Origin of the sequence: Ensifer sp. BR816, from assembly GCF_000378985.1 — a bacterium.
Taxonomy (GTDB): Bacteria; Pseudomonadota; Alphaproteobacteria; order Rhizobiales; family Rhizobiaceae; genus Sinorhizobium.
This window is the reverse complement of the sequence record NZ_KB905370.1, coordinates 580991-601954: the sequence shown is the minus strand read 5'-3', so window position 1 is coordinate 601954 and position 20964 is coordinate 580991. Positions and strand designations below refer to the sequence as shown.

The 20964-nt window shown below is 64.6% G+C and carries 19 protein-coding genes; 8 read left to right on the top strand and 11 right to left on the bottom strand.

What is annotated here, in order from left to right; translation table 11 throughout:
• Positions 1-124: 124 nt before the first annotated feature.
• Positions 125-1024 carry a ribokinase gene (locus RHIBR816_RS0102835; protein ID WP_018235018.1) on the bottom strand — a complete coding sequence of 300 codons (900 nt, stop codon included), beginning with the start codon at positions 1022-1024 and terminating at the stop codon, positions 125-127.
• Positions 1025-1074: 50 nt separating this feature from the next.
• On the bottom strand, positions 1075-2283 hold the full coding sequence (locus RHIBR816_RS0102830) for a DNA recombination protein RmuC (protein ID WP_018235017.1): 1209 nt from the start codon (positions 2281-2283) through the stop codon (positions 1075-1077).
• Between the two features lie 176 nt (positions 2284-2459).
• On the opposite strand from RHIBR816_RS0102830, the gene RHIBR816_RS0102825 reads away from it, so the two are divergent.
• The 4 genes from RHIBR816_RS0102825 to truA all read left to right on the top strand — a co-directional run bounded on the left by RHIBR816_RS0102825 (position 2460) and on the right by truA (position 5374).
• The gene (locus RHIBR816_RS0102825) at positions 2460-3011 is read left to right on the top strand and encodes an NADPH-dependent FMN reductase (RefSeq protein ID WP_034815911.1); all 552 of its coding nucleotides are present in this window, start codon (positions 2460-2462) and stop codon (positions 3009-3011) included.
• A 77-nt stretch (positions 3012-3088) separates the two neighbouring features.
• Positions 3089-3613: a peptide deformylase gene (gene def / locus RHIBR816_RS0102820; RefSeq protein ID WP_026186576.1), complete on the top strand. Its 525-nt coding sequence runs from the start codon at positions 3089-3091 to the stop codon at positions 3611-3613.
• An 82-nt stretch (positions 3614-3695) separates the two neighbouring features.
• The gene (fmt, locus tag RHIBR816_RS0102815; RefSeq protein ID WP_026186575.1) at positions 3696-4631 is read left to right on the top strand and encodes a methionyl-tRNA formyltransferase; all 936 of its coding nucleotides are present in this window, start codon (positions 3696-3698) and stop codon (positions 4629-4631) included.
• The gene (gene truA, locus RHIBR816_RS0102810) at positions 4631-5374 is read left to right on the top strand and encodes a tRNA pseudouridine(38-40) synthase TruA (protein ID WP_018235013.1); all 744 of its coding nucleotides are present in this window, start codon (positions 4631-4633) and stop codon (positions 5372-5374) included. Before fmt ends, truA begins: the two co-directional genes overlap by 1 nt.
• A 9-nt stretch (positions 5375-5383) precedes the next feature.
• On the opposite strand, the gene RHIBR816_RS0102805 is transcribed toward truA, so the two are convergent.
• The 5 genes from RHIBR816_RS0102805 to RHIBR816_RS0102785 all read right to left on the bottom strand — a co-directional run bounded on the left by RHIBR816_RS0102805 (position 5384) and on the right by RHIBR816_RS0102785 (position 12691).
• Complete coding sequence (locus tag RHIBR816_RS0102805; RefSeq protein WP_018235012.1) at positions 5384-5980, bottom strand: hypothetical protein; 597 nt, start codon at positions 5978-5980, stop codon at positions 5384-5386.
• Positions 5967-7160, bottom strand: a complete 1194-nt coding sequence (gene dapE, locus RHIBR816_RS0102800; protein ID WP_018235011.1) for a succinyl-diaminopimelate desuccinylase — start codon at positions 7158-7160, stop codon at positions 5967-5969. The genes RHIBR816_RS0102805 and dapE overlap by 14 nt, the downstream gene beginning before the upstream one ends.
• Positions 7161-7318: 158 nt before the next feature.
• Positions 7319-10504, bottom strand: coding sequence for an efflux RND transporter permease subunit (locus tag RHIBR816_RS0102795; RefSeq protein ID WP_018235010.1), 3186 nt, complete (start codon positions 10502-10504; stop codon positions 7319-7321).
• A gap of 124 nt (positions 10505-10628) precedes the next feature.
• A complete protein-coding gene (locus RHIBR816_RS0102790) occupies positions 10629-11834 on the bottom strand; it encodes an efflux RND transporter periplasmic adaptor subunit (protein WP_018235009.1) in 1206 nt (401 codons plus the stop codon).
• 41 nt (positions 11835-11875) lie between these two features.
• Complete coding sequence (locus RHIBR816_RS0102785; protein WP_018235008.1) at positions 11876-12691, bottom strand: alpha/beta hydrolase; 816 nt, start codon at positions 12689-12691, stop codon at positions 11876-11878.
• 136 nt (positions 12692-12827) lie between these two features.
• On the opposite strand from RHIBR816_RS0102785, the gene RHIBR816_RS0102780 reads away from it, so the two are divergent.
• Positions 12828-13739 carry a LysR family transcriptional regulator gene (locus tag RHIBR816_RS0102780; RefSeq protein WP_018235007.1) on the top strand — a complete coding sequence of 304 codons (912 nt, stop codon included), beginning with the start codon at positions 12828-12830 and terminating at the stop codon, positions 13737-13739.
• A gap of 10 nt (positions 13740-13749) precedes the next feature.
• On the opposite strand, the gene RHIBR816_RS0102775 is transcribed toward RHIBR816_RS0102780, so the two are convergent.
• The 3 genes from RHIBR816_RS0102775 to dapD all read right to left on the bottom strand — a co-directional run bounded on the left by RHIBR816_RS0102775 (position 13750) and on the right by dapD (position 17047).
• Positions 13750-15651 (bottom strand): DEAD/DEAH box helicase, encoded by a 1902-nt coding sequence (locus tag RHIBR816_RS0102775; protein WP_018235006.1) that lies wholly within the window; start codon positions 15649-15651, stop codon positions 13750-13752.
• Between the two features lie 152 nt (positions 15652-15803).
• Entirely contained in the window at positions 15804-16187 is a 384-nt protein-coding gene (locus tag RHIBR816_RS0102770; protein ID WP_026186574.1) for a DUF805 domain-containing protein, read from the bottom strand.
• 2 nt (positions 16188-16189) lie between these two features.
• Entirely contained in the window at positions 16190-17047 is an 858-nt protein-coding gene (gene dapD / locus RHIBR816_RS0102765) for a 2,3,4,5-tetrahydropyridine-2,6-dicarboxylate N-succinyltransferase (RefSeq protein WP_018235004.1), read from the bottom strand.
• 303 nt (positions 17048-17350) lie between these two features.
• Between dapD and RHIBR816_RS0102760 the strand changes: the two genes are divergently transcribed.
• Entirely contained in the window at positions 17351-18250 is a 900-nt protein-coding gene (locus RHIBR816_RS0102760) for an LOG family protein (protein ID WP_018235003.1), read from the top strand.
• Positions 18251-18265: 15 nt separating this feature from the next.
• On the opposite strand, the gene RHIBR816_RS0102755 is transcribed toward RHIBR816_RS0102760, so the two are convergent.
• Positions 18266-18979: a pyrimidine 5'-nucleotidase gene (locus tag RHIBR816_RS0102755; RefSeq protein WP_018235002.1), complete on the bottom strand. Its 714-nt coding sequence runs from the start codon at positions 18977-18979 to the stop codon at positions 18266-18268.
• Between the two features lie 157 nt (positions 18980-19136).
• Here RHIBR816_RS0102755 and RHIBR816_RS0102750 point away from each other — a divergent pair, with 157 nt between their 5' ends.
• Both RHIBR816_RS0102750 and RHIBR816_RS0102745 read left to right on the top strand, forming a co-directional pair.
• A complete protein-coding gene (locus RHIBR816_RS0102750) occupies positions 19137-19937 on the top strand; it encodes a sterol desaturase family protein (protein ID WP_034814818.1) in 801 nt (266 codons plus the stop codon).
• A gap of 49 nt (positions 19938-19986) precedes the next feature.
• The gene (locus tag RHIBR816_RS0102745) at positions 19987-20901 is read left to right on the top strand and encodes an EamA family transporter (RefSeq protein WP_018235000.1); all 915 of its coding nucleotides are present in this window, start codon (positions 19987-19989) and stop codon (positions 20899-20901) included.
• The last annotated feature ends 63 nt before the right edge of the window (positions 20902-20964 follow it).

Here is a 20964-nt window from a genome sequence, read left to right as displayed (position 1 = left end):
ATTAAAATACGGCCAACGCGCACGCCAATTCATGGCTGTCCAGGATGGAATCTCGGCGGCAAGTATCGTTGTCGCGCCAAATACTATCCAGATCACGAAATGGGCGAAAATTGCCTGCAGCGGGTCAGAGGCGCGCGGCGACCTCGGAGGTGAGGGGGATGGACGGCTGCGCTCCAGCTTTCAGGCAGGCGAGCGACCCCGCAACCGCCGCGCGGCGGAGTGCGTCGGAAAAGGCGAGGCCCGCGTCGAGGCTTGCGGCGAGATAGCCGCAGAACGTATCGCCGGCGCCGACCGTGTCGATGGGTTCGATCGTCAGCCCCTTGGCCCGATGGATTTCGCCCTGATGGACGGCGGCGACACCCTCGGCGCCGAGGGTGACGATCACCGTCTGTCCGGTTTCGTCGTGGAGGCCCTTCATTGCCGCTTCACGCTCGGCGCCGGCGATGCCGCTCTTTCCGGCCAAGAGCTCGAACTCGGTCTCGTTGGCGATGACGATATCGGCCATGCGACCGAGGCGTGCGGCCTCCGGCGTCAGCGGCGCGATGTTGATGATCGAGCGGATGCCCCGGCGCTTTGCCTCGACGAGCGCCTTTTCCACAGAGGCAGCTGGAATTTCGAGCTGCAGCATCAGCGTGTCGCCGGCCGACATTTGCTCGACCGCGGCAACCGCGTCGCTCTCGCTGACTGTCGCATTGGCGCTGGCGACGACGACGATCACGTTCTCGCCATCGCCGCCGACGAGGATATGCGCCGTCCCGGTCGGCTCGTTCACGGTCTTGGTAAGGGCAAGGTCGGTGCCCGCCTCCTTGAGCAGGGCAAGCGCGCCCTCCGCGAAGCTGTCGGAGCCGACGGCGCCGGCCATGCGCACGGCTGCGCCGGCGCGACGGGCCGCCAGCGCCTGGTTGGCGCCCTTGCCGCCGGCGGCGGTGGAAAAGCCTGTCCCGGCAACGGTCTCGCCGGGCTTCGGAAGGCGTGCGGTGGTGGCGATCAGGTCCATGTTGATGGACCCAAAAACAGTGATCATGTGGAATGTCCCGTCGGGTTGCTGATTTTGCCGGAGAGTGCCCGAGGGCATCAGTCCTCGTCAACCACCCGGAGCTTCAATTGCCCGATGCGGTTGTCGACAGTCCGGCCACCGCCGTCGCCCGGCGCCTTGTCACCATGGCCGGCGGGCGCGGCCGCCTCCAGTTCCAGCGCCTCGATCTTGGCGCCGCGGCGCGTCAGCTTGTCGGAGGAGATCAGGATGTCCTCGACGTCCTTCTGTGTCATGGCGAAGTGGCCCTGCAGCTTTCTGACCCGCTCGTCGAGCCGCGTCAGATCCTCCATCAGCCGCACCACCTCGCCCTGGATCAGATGCGCCTGCTCGCGCATGCGGGCATCCTTCAGGATCGCCTGGATGACCTGGATGGAGAGGAGCAGCAGCGACGGCGAAACGATGACGATGCGCTGGCGGTGCGCCTTCTGCACGATCGCTTCGAAATGCTCGTGGATCTCCGCGAAGATCGATTCGGACGGAACGAACAGGAAGGCCGTTTCCTGCGTCTCGCCCGAGAGCAGATATTTGCTGGCGATATCGCGGATGTGTACCTCCATGTCACGGCGGAAGGATTGCGACGCCTGCTGGCGCCGCTCGGCACTTGCCGCGTCACGCATGGCGTTCCAGGCTTCGAGCGGAAACTTCGCGTCGATGACGAGCGGCGGCTGGCCGTTCGGCATGCGGATGATGCAGTCCGGCCGCGCGCCGTTCGAAAGCGTCGCCTGGAAAGTGAAGGCGCCCATCGGCAGGCCATCGGCGACGATCGCCTCCATCCGCGACTGGCCGAAGGCACCGCGCGTCTGCTTGTTGGAAAGGATGCTCTGCAGCCCGGCCATGTCCTTGGCGAGCGACTGGATGTTGCTCTGGGCGCTGTCGATGACCGCAAGCCGCTCCTGCAGCCGCCTCAAATTCTCATGCGTCGCCTTCGTCTGCTCGCTGATCGACGCGCCGATCCGATGCGTCATGCCATCGATGCGCTGGCTGAGCGACTGGTTGAGCTCCGCCTGACGCGTGCCGAAAACATCGGCCATCGCGGCGATGCGTCCCTGCATTTCGGTTTGTGCCGCGAGCAGCGCCGATAGCTGCTGGTCCTGCTCCTCGGCGCGAAGCGCGCGGGCACGGCGCAGGGCGGCGATCGCCAGAAAAGCCAATAGGACGGCGGCAGCAGCGACGAGGTGGCCAGCCGTTACGGGAAAGGTGCCGAGCAGGAACAACGGCTGGTCGAAAGCGAAGGCATTGGGTTCCATGGCCGCAGCCTAACAGATTCGCGTCTGAAAAACAGATCAAAACAAGAACAGATTTATCGGGGTTTTGCAGTTGATTTTTGTACCGGCAGCCACCTTACTTGCGACGGGTAGGAATAGGGCGCCTTGCGGTGAGCCGCTTTCTGGTCCGAGCAATGGTGACCCTGGACAGCGAGTTCATGAAAATCTTGGCCATATCCGGCAGCGCCCGAAGGGATTCGACCAATACGGCGATGCTCCAGGCGATCAGAGAGGTGGCAGCGCCCGGGTTCGACATACGCGTTTTTCATGACATTGCTGCGCTGCCCGTTTTCTCGCCGGACCTCGAAAGGGAAAACACCCCTGGCATCGTTCGCGATTTCATGAAGGCGGTTGAGGCGAATGACGGGCTGATCGTTTCGAGCCCGGAATATGTCAGGACCCTTCCGGGCGGTCTGAAGAATGCCATCGATTGGCTCGTATCGGCGGAGGTGATTGTCTACAAGCCGGTTGTCCTGGCCCATGCCTCCCATAGAGGCGACGATATGCTTGCGACGCTTCGCAATGTCATGTCCACGGTCACGTCGAATTTCAACAGCGAGATTTTTCTGCGTTTTCCGCTCATGAAGAAATCACCGGAAGAAGTCCGGCAGATCGTCGGGACGCCCGAAAATCGAGGCTGTGTCGACAGGTTCCTCGAGGAATTTTCAGAGTTTTGCCAAACGGTTCGCGCTGACGCCCCGGGTCAATGATAACCGCGCCGGTTTTCGGTCGTCTGTGAGCGGCAATTTTCTTGCGCCCGAAGGAAAAGATCGGCTATGGGAGCAGCATGACGATCAAGCCGCTCATCATCCTTCCCGATCCCCTTCTGCGCCAGGTTTCGACGCCCATCGAGACGATCGACGCCGACATTCGCCGTCTTGCCGACGATATGCTCGAGACGATGTATGACGCTCCCGGCATCGGGCTCGCGGCAATCCAGATCGGCGTGCCGAAGCGCCTCCTGGTTCTCGACGTCTCGAAGGAAGGCGAAGAAAAGAAACCGCTCGTCTTCATCAACCCGAAGGTCGTGAAATCCTCCGAGGAACGCTCGGTCTACGAGGAAGGCTGCCTGTCGATTCCGGACTATTATGCGGAGGTCGAGCGGCCGGCGGCCATCACCGTCGAATATCGCGATCGCGACGGCAAGGAACAGGCGGTGGAGGCCGACGGCCTGCTTGCCACCTGCCTGCAGCACGAGATCGACCACCTGAACGGCGTTCTGTTCATCGACTACATCTCCAAGCTCAAGCGCGACATGGTGATCCGCAAGTTCACCAAGGCCGCCAAGACACGCGGCGCCAAGGCCATTTGACCGTCGCGCGCTGCGCCTCGCGGGGCGTTTGGCTCGGAGCCGCTGCAGTCTCAAGCATTTGAGAAAGACGGAGTTCACCGCCTTGCCGCTTCGCATCATCTTCATGGGAACACCGGAATTCTCCGTGCCGACGCTCTCTGCCCTCGTCGAGGCGCGTCACGAGATCGTCGCCGTCTATACGCAGCCGCCGCGCCCGGGCGGCCGGCGCGGCCTCGACCTGCAAAAGTCGCCGGTGCATCAGGCGGCCGAACTTCTCGGCGTTCCGGTGTTGACACCCGTCAACTTCAGGCAAGCGGCGGATCGGCAAACCTTTCGGGATTTCAATGCCGATGTCGCGGTCGTCGTCGCCTATGGCCTGCTGCTGCCGGAGGAGATCCTCTCCGGCACCCGCCATGGCTGCTATAACGGCCACGCCTCGCTGCTGCCGCGCTGGCGGGGTGCGGCGCCGATCCAGAGGGCGATCATGGCCGGCGACCGAGAGACCGGCATGATGGTGATGAAAATGGACAGGGGCCTAGACACCGGCCCCGTGGCGCTCGTCAAGTCTGTCCCGATCGGCGAGACGATGACGGCCGGCGAGCTGCACGACAAGCTGATGCATGTCGGGGCCGCGCTGATGAAGGAGGCGATGGTGCAGCTCGAGATGGGCGAACTGACGCTGACGCCGCAGCCCGTGGAAGGCGTCGCCTATGCCGCAAAGATCGCCAAGGACGAGACGCGCATCGATTTCACCAGGCCGGCAACCGATGTCCACAATCACATCCGTGGCCTCGCGCCCTTTCCCGGCGCCTGGTTCGAGCTCGAGATCGCCGGGCGGATGGAGCGGATCAAGGTGCTCGGCTCGGAGCGCGCTGCGGGAACCGGCGCGGCCGGCACGGTCCTGGACGACGGCCTGACGATCGCCTGCGGCGACGGCGCGGTGCGGCCGACGCGCTTGCAGCGGGCCGGCGGCAAGGCGCTTGCGACGCCTGACTTTCTGCGCGGCACGCCGATCGCCGCCGGCACGAGGATTTCCTGATGCCGCGCTATCGCCTGACCGTCGAATATGACGGCTCCGACTATGTCGGCTGGCAGCGGCAGGAGAACGGCCCCTCCGTACAAGGGGCGATCGAGAAGGCGGTGCTGTCCCTGACCGGCGAGACCGTGTCGATCCGCGGTGCGGGACGCACCGATTCCGGCGTTCACGCCATGGGCCAGGTGGCGCATCTCGACATGACCCGCGAATGGAAGACGCACACGCTGCGCAATGCGCTGAATGCCCACCTGACGCTTGCCGGCGAGCGGGTCTCGATTCTCGACGCGGCCGAAGCCCCACCGGAATTCGACGCGCGCTTCTCGGCCCTCCGCAGGCACTATCTCTACCGCATCATTTCCCGCCGTTCGCCGCTGGCGCTCGAGGCGCGGCGCGCCTGGTGGGTGCCGAAGACGCTGGACCACGAGGCGATGCACGCGGCCGCACAACATCTCGTCGGCCATCACGATTTCACGACGTTCCGGTCGGCCCATTGCCAGGCGACCAGTCCGCTGCGCACCATCGATCGGCTGGATGTCACCCGCAGCGGCGAATTGATCGAGATCCGCGCGACGGCGCAAAGCTTCCTGCACAATCAGATCCGCTCCTTCGCCGGCTCACTGAAGCTCGTCGGCGAGGGCAAGTGGAGCCCCGACGACCTCAAGGCCGCACTCGAGGCGCGCGACCGCAAGGCCTGCGGACCCGTTGCCCCGCCGGATGGCCTGTTCTTCATGCAGGTCGATTACTGACCCCTTCGCTCAGCCGGGTATCAGCCCGAAGAGGTGCTGGAGATATTGCACGAGCATCATCGACGGCAGCAGGTAAAGAGCCGTCAACGCGGCGGCGAGCAGGTTCTGGTTGCCCGTTACGGTGCGCAGCAGCCGGAAGAGCAGGAAGACGCCGGCAGCAAGGACGATCAGCGACAAGAGAACCGTGAGCTGATTGCCACCGCGCGCCAGCAGCAGGATCGCAGCCGGAATTGCCATGGCATAGGAAAGCGGGACCGAAAGCCAGTTCGTCGTGACGACCACAGGCACGACCAGTCCGGCGAAGCCGAGCGGGCGCGAGAGCGCGGCGATCAGCACGATCGGCAGCAGCCAGCTGACGAGATCGACGACGAGCAGCTTGAGGAAAAAGCCGATGCCGACCGTCGTGCCGCCCGGCATCGCCGAAAGATAGTAGAGCCGCCAGGACGCCCAGGACACGGCCATGGCCGGCAGCGACCAGAGGATGGCCGCGAAGGAGCGCCACAGGCCGCCTTCGCTGATGTCCAGCCACTGATAGCCTTCCTGCTTGCCCTGGATCAGCAGCCAGAGCCCCTTGATATAGGCGAGAACCTCATCAAGCAGCGGCATGGTCGAACCAGCGGGCGATGAAGGTCTCGTAGATCTCGGTCAAGGTCTCGAGATCGGCGACGGCGACGCGCTCGTCGACCATGTGCATCGTCTGGCCGACGAGGCCGAACTCGACGACCGGGCAATAGTCCTTGATGAAACGGGCGTCCGACGTGCCGCCGGTGGTCGAAAGCTTCGGTTGGCGCCCGGTCACGGCCTCGACCGCACCGGAGAGCGAATCGATCAGCGCATTGTTGCGCGTCAGGAAGACCTGGCTCGGGCGCTCATTCCAGACGATGTCGTATCTCACCGGATCGCGGCCGGGCCGGAGCGCACCGTCCTTCGCCGCACGGTCGAGACGGGCGACGATCTCCGCCTTCAGGCTTTCCGCCGTCCAGCGGTCGTTGAAGCGGATGTTGAAGGCGGCGCTCGCCTTGGCCGGGATGACGTTGACGGCGGCGTTGCCGACATCGATCGTCGTGACCTCCAGATTGGACGGCTGGAAATTCTCCGTGCCATTGTCGAAGGGCGGGTCCATCAGTGCTTGCGTCAGCTGCAGAATGCCGCGCACCGGACTGTCGGCAAGGTGTGGATAGGCCGCATGGCCCTGAACGCCGTGGACGGTGATCCGGCCGGAAAGCGAACCGCGACGGCCGATCTTGATCATGTCGCCGAGCTTGTCGGGATTGGTCGGCTCCCCGACGAGGCAGGCATCCCAGCGCTCGCCTTTTTGGGCGGCCCATTCGAGAAGCTTCACCGTGCCGTTGATCGCCGGGCCCTCCTCGTCGCCGGTAATGAGGAAGGAGATCGAGCCGTTCGGACGCCCATGCTTTTCGACATGACGGGCGACCGCCGCGACGAAGCAGGCAATGCCCCCCTTCATGTCGACGGCGCCACGCCCGTACATTTCACCGCCGGCGATTTCGGCGGAAAAGGGCGGGTGGGTCCAGGCGGCCTCGCCGCCGACCGGCACGACATCCGTATGGCCGGCGAACGTCAGATGCGGGCCCTCAGTGCCGAGCCGGGCGTAAAGGTTCTCGATATCCGGTGTGCCCGCGTGCTTCGCCACGACCCGATCGACTGTGAAGCCGAGCGGCGCCAGCATCGATTCGAGCGCCGTGAGCGCGCCGCCTTCGGCCGGGGTGACCGAGGGGCAACGGATGAGGGAGGCGAGATTGGAGATCGGATCGGTCGGGAACATCGGGTGGAATGCCTGCGGAGCCGGTGGGCCAAGGAACTGAGATCGCTGGTTTATCCGATCGGTCCCCAACTGTCACGCCCGATTGGACAGCGTGCGCCATTGAAACGAAAGCGGGCCGGACGAAGGTCCGGCCCGCTTTATGCAATCCGGCGGGAAAGCTACTCGCCGGGGGTCAGATGCGGCGCCTCGATATGGCCGCCGGCGTGCTTCAGCGGCCGCTCGCCGGAGAGCTTGCGGATCAGCACGTAGAAGACCGGCGTCATGAAGATGCCGAAGGCGGTGACGCCGATCATGCCGGCAAAGACCGCAACGCCCATGGCCGAGCGCATTTCCGCGCCGGCGCCGGTCGAGGTGACGAGCGGCACAACACCCATGATGAAGGCCATCGAGGTCATCAGGATCGGCCTGAGGCGCAGCCGGCTCGCCTCGATCGCGGCGCTGACGGCGCTGCTGCCGGAGAGCTCCAGCTCGCGGGCGAACTCGACGATCAGGATCGCATTCTTCGCCGAGAGGCCGACGAGCACGATCAGGCCGATCTGCGTGAAGACGTTGTTGTCGCCGCCCGTCAGCCAGACGCCGGTGAGCGCCGCCATGATGCCCATCGGCACGATCAGGATGATCGATATCGGCAGCAGCAGGCTCTCATACTGGGCCGCCAGCACCAGATAGACGAGCAGCAGCGCCAGCGGGAAGATCAGGATTCCCGAATTGCCGGCGAGGATCTGCTGGTAGGTCAGGTCCGTCCATTCGTAGGAGATGCCGGGCGGCAGCGTCTCGGCCGCGATCCGCTCAATGGCCGCCTGCGCCTGGCCGGAGGAGAAGCCCGGTGCCGGCCCGCCATTGATGTCGGCGGCGAGGAAGCCGTTGTAGCGGATCGCTCGCTCGGCTCCGACCGTCTGCTCGACCTTCAAGAGCGCCGAGAGCGGGATCATCTCGCCCGATTGCGAACGGACCTTCAGCTTGCCGATATCGTCGGCGTGGCTGCGGTAGTTCGCGTCGGCCTGGATGCGCACACTGTAGGTGCGGCCGAAGGCGTTGAAGTCGTTGACATAGAGCGAGCCCAGATAGATCTGCAGCGTCTCGAACACGTCCGTGACCGCGACGCCGAGCTGCCGCGCCTTGGTCCGGTCGAGGTCGGCATAGAGCTGCGGCACGTTGATCTGGTAGCTCGAATAGAGCCCGGCCAGTTCCGGCGTTTGAGCAGCCTGCGCCAGGAAGGCCTTGGCCGCATCGTCGAGCGCCCGGTAACCGAGGCCGTTCTTGTCCTCGATCTGCAGCTTGAAACCGCCGGTCGTGCCGAGGCCCTGGACGGGCGGCGGCGGGAACATGGCGATGAAGGCGTCCTGGATCGCGCCGAACTCCTGGTTCAACTGCATGGCGATCGCCCCGCCCGATAGTTCCGGCGTCATGCGCTCCTCGAACGGCTTCAGCGACACGAAGACGATGCCGGAGTTCGAGGAATTGGTGAAGCCGTTGATCGACAGGCCCGGGAAGGCGATGGCGTGCTCGACGCCGGGATGCTTGAGGGCGATGTCGCTCATCCGACGGATGACGTCCTCCGAGCGGTCGAGCGTCGCCCCGTCCGGCAATTGCGCGAAGCCGATCAGATATTGCTTGTCCTGCGCCGGCACGAAGCCGCCGGGGACGGAGCGGAAAAGGACGAAGGTGACGCCGATGAGGACGACATAGACGCCCATGATCAGCGACTTGCGCGTCAGGATGCCGCCGACGCCGCGGCCATAGGCCTCCGAGCTCGCCCCGAAGAAGCGGTTGAAGCCGCGGAAGAACCAGCCGAACAGCGCGTCCATGATCCGCGTCAGGCGGTCCTTCGGCGCGTGGTGGTCCTTCAACAGAAGCGCGGCAAGCGCCGGCGACAGCGTCAGGGAGTTGAGGGCGGAAATCACCGTCGAGATCGCGATGGTCAGCGCGAACTGGCGGTAGAACTGGCCGGTGAGCCCGGTGATGAAGGCCAGCGGTACGAAGACGGCGACGAGCACCAGGGCGATCGCGATGATCGGCCCGGAGACTTCCTGCATGGCGCGATAGGTCGCCTGCACCGGCGAGAGGCCCTGGGCGATGTTGCGTTCGACGTTTTCGACGACGACGATCGCATCGTCGACGACGATGCCGATCGCCAGCACCAGGCCGAAGAGGCTGAGCGCATTGATCGAGAAGCCGAAGACATACATCACCGCAAAGGTGCCAACGATCGAGACCGGAACCGCGACGAGTGGGATGATCGAGGCGCGCCAGGTCTGCAGGAAGACGATGACGACGAGGACGACGAGCGCGATCGCTTCGAGCAGGGTGTGGACGACCGATTCGATCGATGCCCGGACGAATTGCGTCGTATCGTAGACGATTTCGTAGTCGACGCCCTCGGGCATCGTCTGCTTCAGCTCGGCCATCGCCTTGTGGACGTTTTCGGAGATCTGGATGGCGTTGGAGCCGGGCGCCTGGAAGACGCCCATGCCGACGGCAGCCTTGTTGTCGAGCAGCGAGCGCAGCGAATAGTCCGCCGCGCCCATTTCGACGCGGGCAACGTCGCCGAGGCGGGTGATTTCGCCATTGGCGCCGGATTTAACGACGATCCCGGCAAAGTCCTCCGGCGTCCTGAGCCGCCCCTGGGCGTTGACGGAGAGCTGCAGGTCGAGGCCGGCAACGGACGGCGAGGCGCCGATCACGCCGGCGGCGGCCTGGACGTTCTGTCCGCGGATCGCATTGGCGATGTCGCTCGCGGCGAGACCGCGCTCGGCGGCCTTCTCCGGGTCGATCCAGACGCGCATCGAATAGTCGCCGCCGCCGAAGATCTGCACCTGGCCGACGCCCTCGACGCGGGCCAGCCGGTCCTTGACGTTCAGGACGCCGTAGTTGCGCAGATAGTTGATATCGTACTGGCCGTTGGGCGAGATCAGGTGCACGACGAGCGTCAGGTCCGGCGAGCTCTTGACGGTGGTGACGCCGAGCCGGCGTACTTCCTCCGGCAGGCGCGGTTCGGCCTGCGCGACGCGGTTCTGTACGAGCTGCTGGGCCTGGTCCGGATCGGTGCCGAGTTCGAAGGTGACGGTCAGCGTCATCAGCCCGTCGGCGGTCGCCTGGCTCTGCATGTAGAGCATGCCCTCGACGCCGTTGATCTGCTCTTCGAGCGGGGTCGCGACGGTTTCGGCGATGACGGCCGGGTTGGCGCCTGGATACTGGGCGCGCACGACGATCTGCGGCGGCACGACCTCCGGATATTCGGAGATCGGCAGGCCTGTCATGCCGATCAGGCCGGCGACGAAGATGAGCACGGAAAGAACGCCCGCGAAGACCGGGCGGTCGACGAAAAAGCGTGAGAAGTTCATAACGATCCCCCTTGGGAACTTCGGGCAAACAGAGGGCGTCTGCGGCGGAAAGGTCCGCCGCGAGCCGATGCATGCCGTTGGATGTCTACTCGCTTCCCTGCCCTCAGAGGCAGGGCGCGCCTAACTATGGTTTCGCGATCGACGCGGTTGCCTGCTCGACCGGTTGCGGCGCGACGACGACGCCGGGACGGACACGCTGCAGGCCGTTGACGACGATGCTTTCGCCGGGCTTCAGGCCGGTCTCGACGATCCGCAGGCCGTCAGCCGTCGGTCCGAGGGTGACCTGCCGGTATTCGACCTTGTTGTCGGAACCGACGACCAGCACGAATTTCTTGTCCTGGTCGGAGCCGATGGCGCGGTCGCTGATCACCAGCTTCTCTGCCGGCGCCGGATCGCCGATGCGGATGCGGACGAACTGGCCCGGGATCAGCCGGCCGTCGGCATTTTCGAGCGCCGCCCGGACGCGGATGGTGCCGGTTGCCGCATCCACCTCGTTGTTGATGAGCTGGATATGGCCGCTGATCGGCGTGCCTTCATCGGCGGCGGTGCCGATCTGCACCGGAATGCGCTCGATCGCTTCGGCATCGGCAGAAGCGGAAAGCTTGGCGAGTGCCGCCGCAACCACTTCCTCGCTGACATTGAAGCTCGCATAGATCGGATCGATCGAGACCAGCGTCGTCAGGATCGGCGAGGCGGAGCCCGCGGCGACGAGATTGCCGGAGGTTACCTCGAGCCTGCCGACGCGTCCGGCAATCGGCGCGCGCACCTCGGTATATTGCAGGTCCAATCTGGCGGAGCGCAGCGCCGCTTTGGCCGAGCGGACATTGGCCTGTGCCTCGTCATAGGTGCTGAGCCGCTGGTCGACGCCGCTCTGCGGGATGGCGCTGGTGGAAACCAGCTTGCGGCCGCGTTCGAGTTCGGTTTTCGCAAACGCCACCCGCGCCTCCGCCGCCGAGACCTCCGCTTCGGCGCGCTCGACGGCCGCCGCATAGGGCTCAGGATCGATGGTCACGAGCAGGTCGCCCTTGTCGACGAGGGCACCCTCGCGGAAATGGGCGCTGAGGATCGAGCCGCCGACGCGGGGACGGACTTCGACGCGCTCGATCGCCTCGAGCCGGCCCGAGAAGCTCTCCCAGGTCGTGATCCGGCGCGTCTCCGCCTTGGCGACGGAAACCGGAACGGCGGGAGGAGCAGCGGGTGCCGCTTCGGTTGCGGCATCCGCCTGCAGGCGGGCGGGCAGGCCGAGAAAGACGGCTGCTCCGCCGGTGACGGACAATAGAATGCTGAGGCCGGCGCCCCACAGGGCGCGGCGAGTAACGCTCGACGTCATGGTCTCTCCTTGCCGGGTGGGAGCCGGCTCTAAATGTCTGCTTACTTCTGTGTGGCCTTCGCTCCCGCCTTCTCGAAGAAGCGGGAGAAAATGCCGGATATGATTTCTTCCTGTTCGGGCCAGCTTTGCTGGGCCGAGACATTGGCCGGGACCCACGCGGCACGGCCGGGCAGGACGTGCATCTCCACCGGAACCCCGGCTGTGCGCAGGCGCTCGGCATAGGCCTTGGCCTCGTCTCGCATCGGACACTCCTCGCTGGTGACCACGAGGGCCGGAACGAGACCGCCGAGCCGGGTGCAATGGCCGGGCGCCGCGTAAGGGTGGGTCAGGCCGCTGCCTTCGCCGAGATATTGCTGCCAGCCGTCGGCGATCGATTGGACCGAGCTCTGCGGACAGAACTTGCGGAACGACGGCGTCGCCAGGCAGGGATCGAGCAGCGGCGAAAGCAGGATCTGGCCCTTGAGGTCGGTCAGAAACTGATCCCGCGCCATCAGCGCCAGGCCGGCGGCGAGGTTGCCGCCCGCCTCCTCGCCGGCGACGAACAGCAACGACTTCTTGTGCGCGAACTGCGGACAGCGGCTGCGCATCGAAGCGAGCATGGCATAGGCGGCGTCGAGAGCCGCCGGAAACGGGTTGAGACAGGCCGACGGATATTCCGGCGAGATGACGACCGCACCGGCAGCGGAGAGTGCTCCTGCGACCTTCTCTCCGGCCGCGACCGAATCTCCCGTGAAGCTACCGCCGTGCAGATGCAGGACGACCGGCGGCGGTGCGAGCAACGACGCACCCTTGTAGACGCGCGCGCGGCACGAGCCCTGGCCCGTCTGCATCGTCTCTTCGGTAAAATGCGTGTCCATCTCTTGCCTCGACAATGGGTGAATCCCTAGATGAGGGACAACCCGCGACGGTCACATCCTAACATTGTCTTTCTTCTGGAATAGTCCGTGGGCGCTGATTACACTATTCGGTATTTCGAACAATTGGCTATTGAAAATGGACCAGCTTACGGCCATGCGCGTGTTCCTTCGAGTGGTGGAGACCGGCAATTTCACCCGGGCCTCCGCTTCTCTCAACATGCCGAAGGCGACCGTTACCAATCTCATCCAGGGCCTGGAGGCGCATCTTCGCACCAAGCTTCTCAATCGCACGACGCGGCGGGTTCTGGTGACGCCGGACGGTGCGCTCTACTACGAACGCGCCGCGCGCCTGCTCTCCGACATCGATGAACTGGATGGTAGCCTTTCGAGTGCCCAGAGCCTGCCGAAGGGCCGGCTGCGCGTCGAAACGGCGAGCGCCTTCGCCAACCTGATCATCATTCCGGCGCTGCCTGAGTTTCACCGCAAGTATCCCGATATCCAGATCGATCTCGGCGTGTCCGACCGCAACGTCGACTATCTGGCCGAAAACGTCGATTGCGCGATCCGCGGCGGTGCGCTGACGGACCAGTCGCTGATCGCCCGGCGCATCACGGAGATGAAGTTCATCACCTGCGCCACGCCGGACTTCCTCGAGAGGCACCCAGCGCCGCAGCATCCCTCCGACCTCGAGAAGAACTGCTATGCCGTCGGCTATTTCCGCCCGACCACCGGTCAGCAGATGCCTTTCCACTTCCGGCGCGGCAGCGAGGAAATCGAGGTCAATTGCCGCTATAGCGTGGCGGCGAACGAGGCGACGAGCTATGTCGCGGCCGCGCGCGCGGGAATGGGGGTCATCCAGGCGCCGCACTTCATGGTGCGCGGCGATCTCCGCGCCGGCACCATGGTTCCGGTGCTTGCCGATTGGCAGGTCGAATCGATGCCGGTCTATCTGGTCTATCCGCCGAACCGCCATTTGAGCAGCCGGCTGCGCGTCTTTGCCGACTGGGTGGTGAAAGTGGTCGCGCAGTCGCAAGTCGACGGCGCGTAACCCGAATAAATCAGGCCTGACGGTTCTTGGCGTTGTTGCGCTTGGCTTTCGGCTTGAAGTCGCCGGCTGCCTTTCTCGCGTCGGGCTTCCCCTTCTTCTTGCTCCAGGGCTTTTCGTCGCGCCTCTCCGGATGCGCGTCCTGGCCGGCGGCAGGCTTCTTTTCGAATTTGCGCTTCGGTTCGAAGTCCTTGTGGCCACGCTCCGGCTGAGCTTCTGCCGGTCGCGGCCGCTTCTTCGCGAATTCTTGCTTGTCGTCGCGCGGCCGCGAGCCGTCCGGGGCGCCCGGCAGCGTCTTAACGCGAATGCCCTTTTCCAGGGTCCGGTTCGGGCCGATCGCCGCGAGGAAGCGCTCGGCGCCCTCGGCCGTCAGCTCCACATAGGTTTCCTCCGGCTGCATGCGGATCGCGCCGATGTCGCGCTTGGTGAGCTTGCCATGGCGGCAGAGCATCGGGATCAGCCAGCGGGGTTCGGCGTTCTGCTTGCGCCCGACGGAGAGCGAGACCCATTGGCCGTCGGCGAAGTCCGCGCGGGGCGCGGGGGCGCTGTCTCCAGCAAAAGCCGGGCCGTCGCGGCGACCCTTTTTCCGGTCATCGGAAAGGGAGACATCGGAAAGATCTTCGGGGGCGGAACGGTTGGAACGGAACTGCCGCAGAAAGGCGGCGGCGAGCTTCTCGGCGCCGTGACGCTTGATCAGCGCCTGCACGATCTCTTGTTCGTCGTCGCGGAGCGGCTCGTCGAAAGCCGTATCGGCGAGGAGACGCTCCTCGTCGCGGCGCGTCACCTCGTCCGCCGACGGCGGCTTCGCCCAGGCAGCGGTGATCCGGGCGCCATCCAGCAGTCGCTCCGCCTTCCGCCGTTGATTGACCGGCACGATCAAGGCGCTGACGCCCTTCTGACCGGCGCGACCGGTGCGGCCGCTGCGGTGCAGAAGCGTCTCGGAATTGGTCGGCAGATCCGCATGGATGACGAGCTCGAGGCCCGGCAGGTCGATGCCGCGGGCGGCGACGTCCGTCGCGATGCAGACCCGGGCACGGCCGTCGCGCATCGCCTGCAGCGCGTGGGTGCGCTCGTTCTGGCTGAGTTCGCCGGAGAGGGCCACGACCGAGAAGCCGCGATTGTTGAAGCGAGCCGTCAGGTGGTTGACCGCAGCGCGGGTCGAGCAGAAGACAATCGCATTGCGGGCCTCGTAGTAGCGTAGCACGTTGATGATGGCGTTCTCGCGGTCGCTCGGGGCGACGAGGAGGGACCGGTATTCGATGTCGCCGTGCTGCTTCTGTTCGGAAGCGACGCCGATCCGCACGGCGTCGCGCTGGTAGTTCTTGGCGAGCGTCGCGATCGAGCGCGGCACGGTCGCCGAGAACATCAGCGTTCGGCGTTCGGCCGGCGATGCTTCCAGAATGAATTCCAGATCCTCGCGGAAGCCGAGATCGAGCATCTCGTCCGCCTCGTCCAGCACCACGGCGCGCAAGGCGGAGATATCGAGCGAGTCGCGGCGGATGTGGTCGCAGAGCCGGCCCGGCGTGCCGACGACGATATGGGCGCCGCGTTCGAGCGCGCGTCGTTCGCTGCGGATGTCCATGCCGCCGACGCAGGACGCGATCGTCGCCCCGGCAATCTCGTAGAGCCATTCGAGCTCGCGTTTCACCTGCAAGGCCAGCTCGCGCGTCGGCGCGATGACGAGCGCCAGCGGCGCCTCCGGGGTGCCGAATTGCCTTGCCGCTCCGAGCAGCGTCGGCGCCAGCGCCAGGCCGAAGGCGACGGTCTTGCCGGAGCCGGTCTGAGCGGAAACCAGCGCGTCGGCGCCGTCGAGCGCCGGGTCGCGCATCGCCTGCTGAACCGGTGTCAGCGTGTTGTAACCGCGTTTCGCCAACGCCTCGGCGATCGCCGGTGCGATCCCTTCAAATTCTGTCATCTCTCGTCTTTCGGAGTTCGGTTCGCGCCGGTAGACGAGCGGACCTCGATCAGGTCGTCATCGGGCGTCGATAGCCGCGGGCAACACGTCGCGGCCCAGTTCATTGCCGCGCTACATACGCTTTGGGACTAGGAATGTACAGGGGCCGATGGTCAACGCCTCGGACCGTTGCGGCGCCCGCCGAATTCGTTGGCGCCTTGCGCGCCGGGCCAGAGACAGAGCGCGATGAAGACGATGGGGCTCAGCACCGGAATGAACAGACAAAGGGCGAGCGGGCCCGGATAGCCGATATCATGCAGCCGCTTGATCGCCAGCATGGCGATTGAAACGGTCGAGGCGATGCCGGAGCCGATCATCGCCAGCGTCCAGAGCGCCAGCGCCGCGTCCTGGTCCTCGTATTTCAGCATCTGCATCAGGATGACGCCGCCGACGACGAACCAGAAAAGCCAGGAGAGGAAGAAGGGCAGGCGGCCGATCCGGCCGGAGGGGCTGAAGAACAGCCAGGTCATGCTCGGCTGCCGCCCCTCCTCGGCCATGATCAATCCCGGAGCAGTTCGTTGATGCCGGTCTTGGAACGGGTCTTCTCGTCGACGCGCTTGACGATGACGGCGCAATAGAGGTGCGGCGCCGGCTGGCCGTTGGCCATGGTCGAGCCGGACGGCATCGAGCCGGCGACAACGACGGAGTAGGGCGGTACTTCGCCATACATCACTTCGCCGGTGGCGCGGTCGACGATCTTCGTCGACTTGCCGATGAAGACGCCCATGCCGAGGACCGAGCCCTCGCGGACGACGCAGCCCTCGACGACTTCGGAGCGGGCACCGATGAAGCAATTGTCCTCGATGATCGTCGGCCCGGCCTGCATCGGCTCCAGGACGCCGCCGATGCCGACGCCGCCGGAAAGATGCACGTTCTTGCCGATCTGCGCGCAGGAGCCGACTGTCGCCCAGGTATCGACCATCGTACCCTCGCCGACATAGGCGCCGAGATTGACGAAGGAGGGCATCAGGACCGCGCTCGGAGCGATATAGGCGGAACGGCGCACGACGCAGTTCGGGACGGCGCGGAAGCCGGCCTTCTCGAACTCGTTGACGCTCCAGCCGTCGAATTTGGAGGGGACCTTGTCCCACCAGACGGATTCGCCCGGTCCGCCCCTGACGAGTTCCATCGGGTTCAGCCGGAAGGAGAGCAGCACGGCCTTCTTGAGCCACTGGTTGACGGTCCAGTTGCCGTCGGCGCTACGCTCGGCGACGCGCACCTTGCCGCCGTCGAGCAGGTTCAGCGCCGCCTCCACTGCGTCGCGGATCGGGCCGCGTGTGCTGGTGCTGACGGCCTCGCGATCATCAAAGGCGGTCTCGATCGTCTGCGACAGGGAGGCGAGGTCGTGGTTCGTCATCGGATTTCCTTAGGTTCGCGTTGTCCAGCAAGCTCTACTGCATAATTTCTCGAATCGGAACCGATTAAAGGACGGTTTGGCCGGCCATTCAGCGGGCCGCAGCCCCCATTTACGCCCGAAGAAAGTGCATCCTTGCGGCGCCCGGGCCTGAAAAGTTGAATGGCTTTTCGGCCCGCTCTCCGAACGGGGGACTTGGCAAGCCTGCCCGTTTCCGGCAGAGAGACGCACTTATGGCCGAACGGCACAGGAATGGACATGTCCGGACGAGATGCCGGCTGTCCGGAACGCGACGGGACGAGAAATATGGGACGCATGAAGAAGCGCAACCTGCGCGGCAAGGGCGGGGTCTGGGATCCTCTGGCAGACAGCTCGCAAAGCAGGCAGCGCGCCTCGACCGTTCCGCTGACGCCCCAATCGGCCTCTCCGACCTATCGGCTTGCCTATGTCGACGACGATTTCCTGTGCCGCGAGGAACTGAGGCCCGTGCGCCTGCAGCTCGAGCTCCTGAAGACGGAGATGATGCTCGAGGAGCGCGGCATCAACTCGACCGTCGTCATGTTCGGCGGCGCGCGCATACCCGAACCCGGCGGCGATGCCTGGGCGGCCAAGAACGAGACTCAGCGCAAGAACCTGGAAGCCGCCTCGGTCTATTACGACGAGGCACGCAAGTTCGCCCGAATCTGTTCCGAGCAGTCCGCCAAGCTCGGCCACAAGGAATATGTGATCGTCACCGGCGGCGGTCCCGGCGTCATGGAGGCGGGAAACCGCGGTGCGGCGGACGTCGGCGCACCGTCGATCGGCCTCAATATCGTTCTGCCGCATGAGCAGGCGCCGAACAGCTACGTCACGCCGGAACTGTCGTTCAACTTTCACTATTTCGCCATCCGCAAGATGCATTTTCTGCTGCGCGCCAAGGCGGTGGCGGTCTTCCCGGGGGGCTTCGGCACGCTCGACGAGCTGTTCGAGACCATGACGCTGATGCAGACCGGACGCCTGGCACTCGTGCCGCTCGTTCTCTTCGGCGAGAAGTTCTGGCGCTCGATCATCAATTTCGAAGCGCTCGCCGAATTCGGCACGATCGCCCCGAACGACATCGACCTCGTGCATTTCGTCGAAACCGCCGAAGAGGCCTGGGAGATCATCGCCCGCTTCTACGCAACCGTGGATCCGCGCGCCGTCCCGATGGCGTCCGGCCAGCGGTAGGTTTCGGGCGGGCGTTTAGCCCGCCGACACGACCCGGCGCAGGAATCCGGCGAGATCCTCGGTGACGTAATCGATCTGCTCGTCGGCGTCGCTGGAGGTCTCCCAGGCTTCCGCGAACTCATATTCGAGGTTGCGCGGCACCAGGAGCACGGTCTTCATGCCGAGCGCCTTCGGCACCAGGAGGTTGCGCGGCAGATCCTCGAACATCGCTGCATGCTGCGTGTCGACGCGGTGCAGGCTCATGAACTTGTCATAAGTATCGCCGGCCGGCTTCGGCACGTAGCCGGCGGCGACAATGTCGAAAATATCGTCGAAATGGTCGAGGATGCCGAGCGCGCGCGCCGTCATCTCCGCATGGACGACACTGCCATTGGTGAAGATGAACTTGCGGCCGGGCAGCGCCTTGATCGCCTCGCCGAGATCGGGATTTGCCGGGACGACGCTGTAGTCGATCGCATGCGCCCGTTCGAGAAAATCGTTCGGATCGATGCGGTGATGGATCATCAGCCCCTGCAGGGTGGTGCCGTGATCGCGGTAATATTCCTTCTGCAGCTTCTTCGCTTCCGAGGGCTCGAGCGACAGGAGCTCGGCCACGTAAGCCGTCATGTTGCGGTCAATCTGCGCGAAGAGATTGACGTGGTGCGGGTAGAGCGTGTTGTCGAGATCGAAGACCCAGTCGGTGACATGGGCGAATTCGGCGTGGGTCGGCAGGCGATCGAGCTTTTTCATCGCCGCCTTATGACATGGGTATGGGCGCCGGCAAACGAGAAAATGCACGGCCGCTGCAGGGGCCGGCCTGCCGCCGCCAACATTTCTACTTTGAATTGTCAAAGAGGCATGGCATCTTCCGGCCGGCTTGGTTTTCGCTCGGGGGATGCCGGTGCCGATGTCGGACGAACTGTTCTATCTGCTGTTTCTGTTCGGATTCTACTTAACGACGGTCGTCACCTATTTCGCCCTCGGCTACGGCCTGACCTGGGTCAACGACCGCAATCCTGAGCGGAAGATCCAGAAGGGGCGCGGTTCCGACAAGCGCCGCAACGCGGAAATCCGCCAGAGCCTGGCGTCGATGTTCAGCGCCTGCCTGCCGCTGACGATCGGCCTCTACGCCCAGCAAAAGGGCTGGGCGCCGGCCCCCTGGGCCTTCAACTGGTGGACGACGGTGCCGCTCTTTGTCCTGTGCATGTTCCTCTACGATACCTGGTTCTATTTCATGCACCGGCTGCTGCACACCAAGTGGCTCTATCCCCTGCACGCACTGCATCACAAAAGCGTCGCGCCAACGATCTGGAGCACCTATTCGGAGGATGTTCTCGACAATTTCCTATTGCAGGGCTTTTCAGCCGTCATCGTATTCGTCGTCCCGTTTCCGCCGGCGATTCTCATCGCGCAAAGACTGTTCGAGCATTTCAACGGCATGTTCGGGCATTGCGGCTTCGAGTATTTCGCCTCATCGACGACGCGTTATCCGTCGCCTCTGTTGTCCACGGCGTTCCATGACCAGCATCATTCCGGGTTCCGCTACAACTACGGCAACTATTTCTCGTTCTGGGATCGCGTCCTGGGCACGATCTCGCCGAACTACGACGAGCGCGTGAAGAATTTCGAGCAGGACGGGCCGCCGCTCGTGTTCGGTCAGGCCGTCAATCTGGCGGAGGCTCAGGAAAAGCGGATCGAAACACCGTAGCTCCACGGAGTTCTTGGCAATGTCCGGACCTGCGTGCTAGCTCGCAGCTATGGAAACCTGGGTTCTCATCACCATCGGCGCGGCCTTTCTGCAAAATATCCGCTCCTCCATGCAGAAGCATCTCAAAGGCGCCATGGGCACGACCGGCGCCACCTTCGTGCGTTTCGGCTTCGGACTGCCCTTCGCGCTCCTCTATCTCCTCCTGCTCTGGCGCGTTTCGGGCCACCCCCTGCCGGTGCCGAACGGCTCCTTCTTTCTCTGGGCAATCATCGGCGGCCTGGCACAGATCGCCGCGACATTCCTGCTGGTTCACCTCTTCTCCTTCCGCAACTTCGCGGTCGGCACCGCCTATTCCCGCACCGAGCCGGCCCAGGCGGCGCTCTTCGGGCTGATCTTTCTCGGCGAAAGGGCAAGCCAGGGGACGCTGGTGGCGATCGCAATCTCGGTGGTCGGGGTCATGCTGATCTCCGTGGCCCGCACGACGCTCAGCGCCCGGTCGCTGCTGACCTCGGTCTTCAGCCGCACCGCCGGCATAGGCCTCATGTCCGGCACTTTCTTCGGGCTTTCGGCGGTCTCCTATCGTTCGGCGTCGCTGGCACTCGCCCCCAGCCTGCCGGCGCCGGACTACATCATGCAGGCGAGTTTCACGCTCGGTTTCGTCATCCTGCTGCAGACCGTCGTCATGCTTCTTTGGATCGTGGCGCGCGAGCCCGACGAACTGAAGCGGATCGGTGCGGCCTGGAAGCCCGCCTTCATCGTCGGCTTCGTCGGCTCGTCGGCATCCTTCGGCTGGTTCATGGCGATGACGCTGCAGCAGGCGGCGATCGTCAAGGTCGTGGCACAGGTCGAGATGCTGTTCACCTTCGCCTCGTCCTTCTTCGTCTTCCGCGAATGGATCAACCGGCTCGAACTCGTCGGCTGCCTGCTGATCGTGCTCGGCGTCGTGATGCTGCTGGTGCTCTAGCCGGCGCATTCCGACGTAGAATAAGCGCCCGAATTTCGGCGGACGATTCAATCATAGGATGCT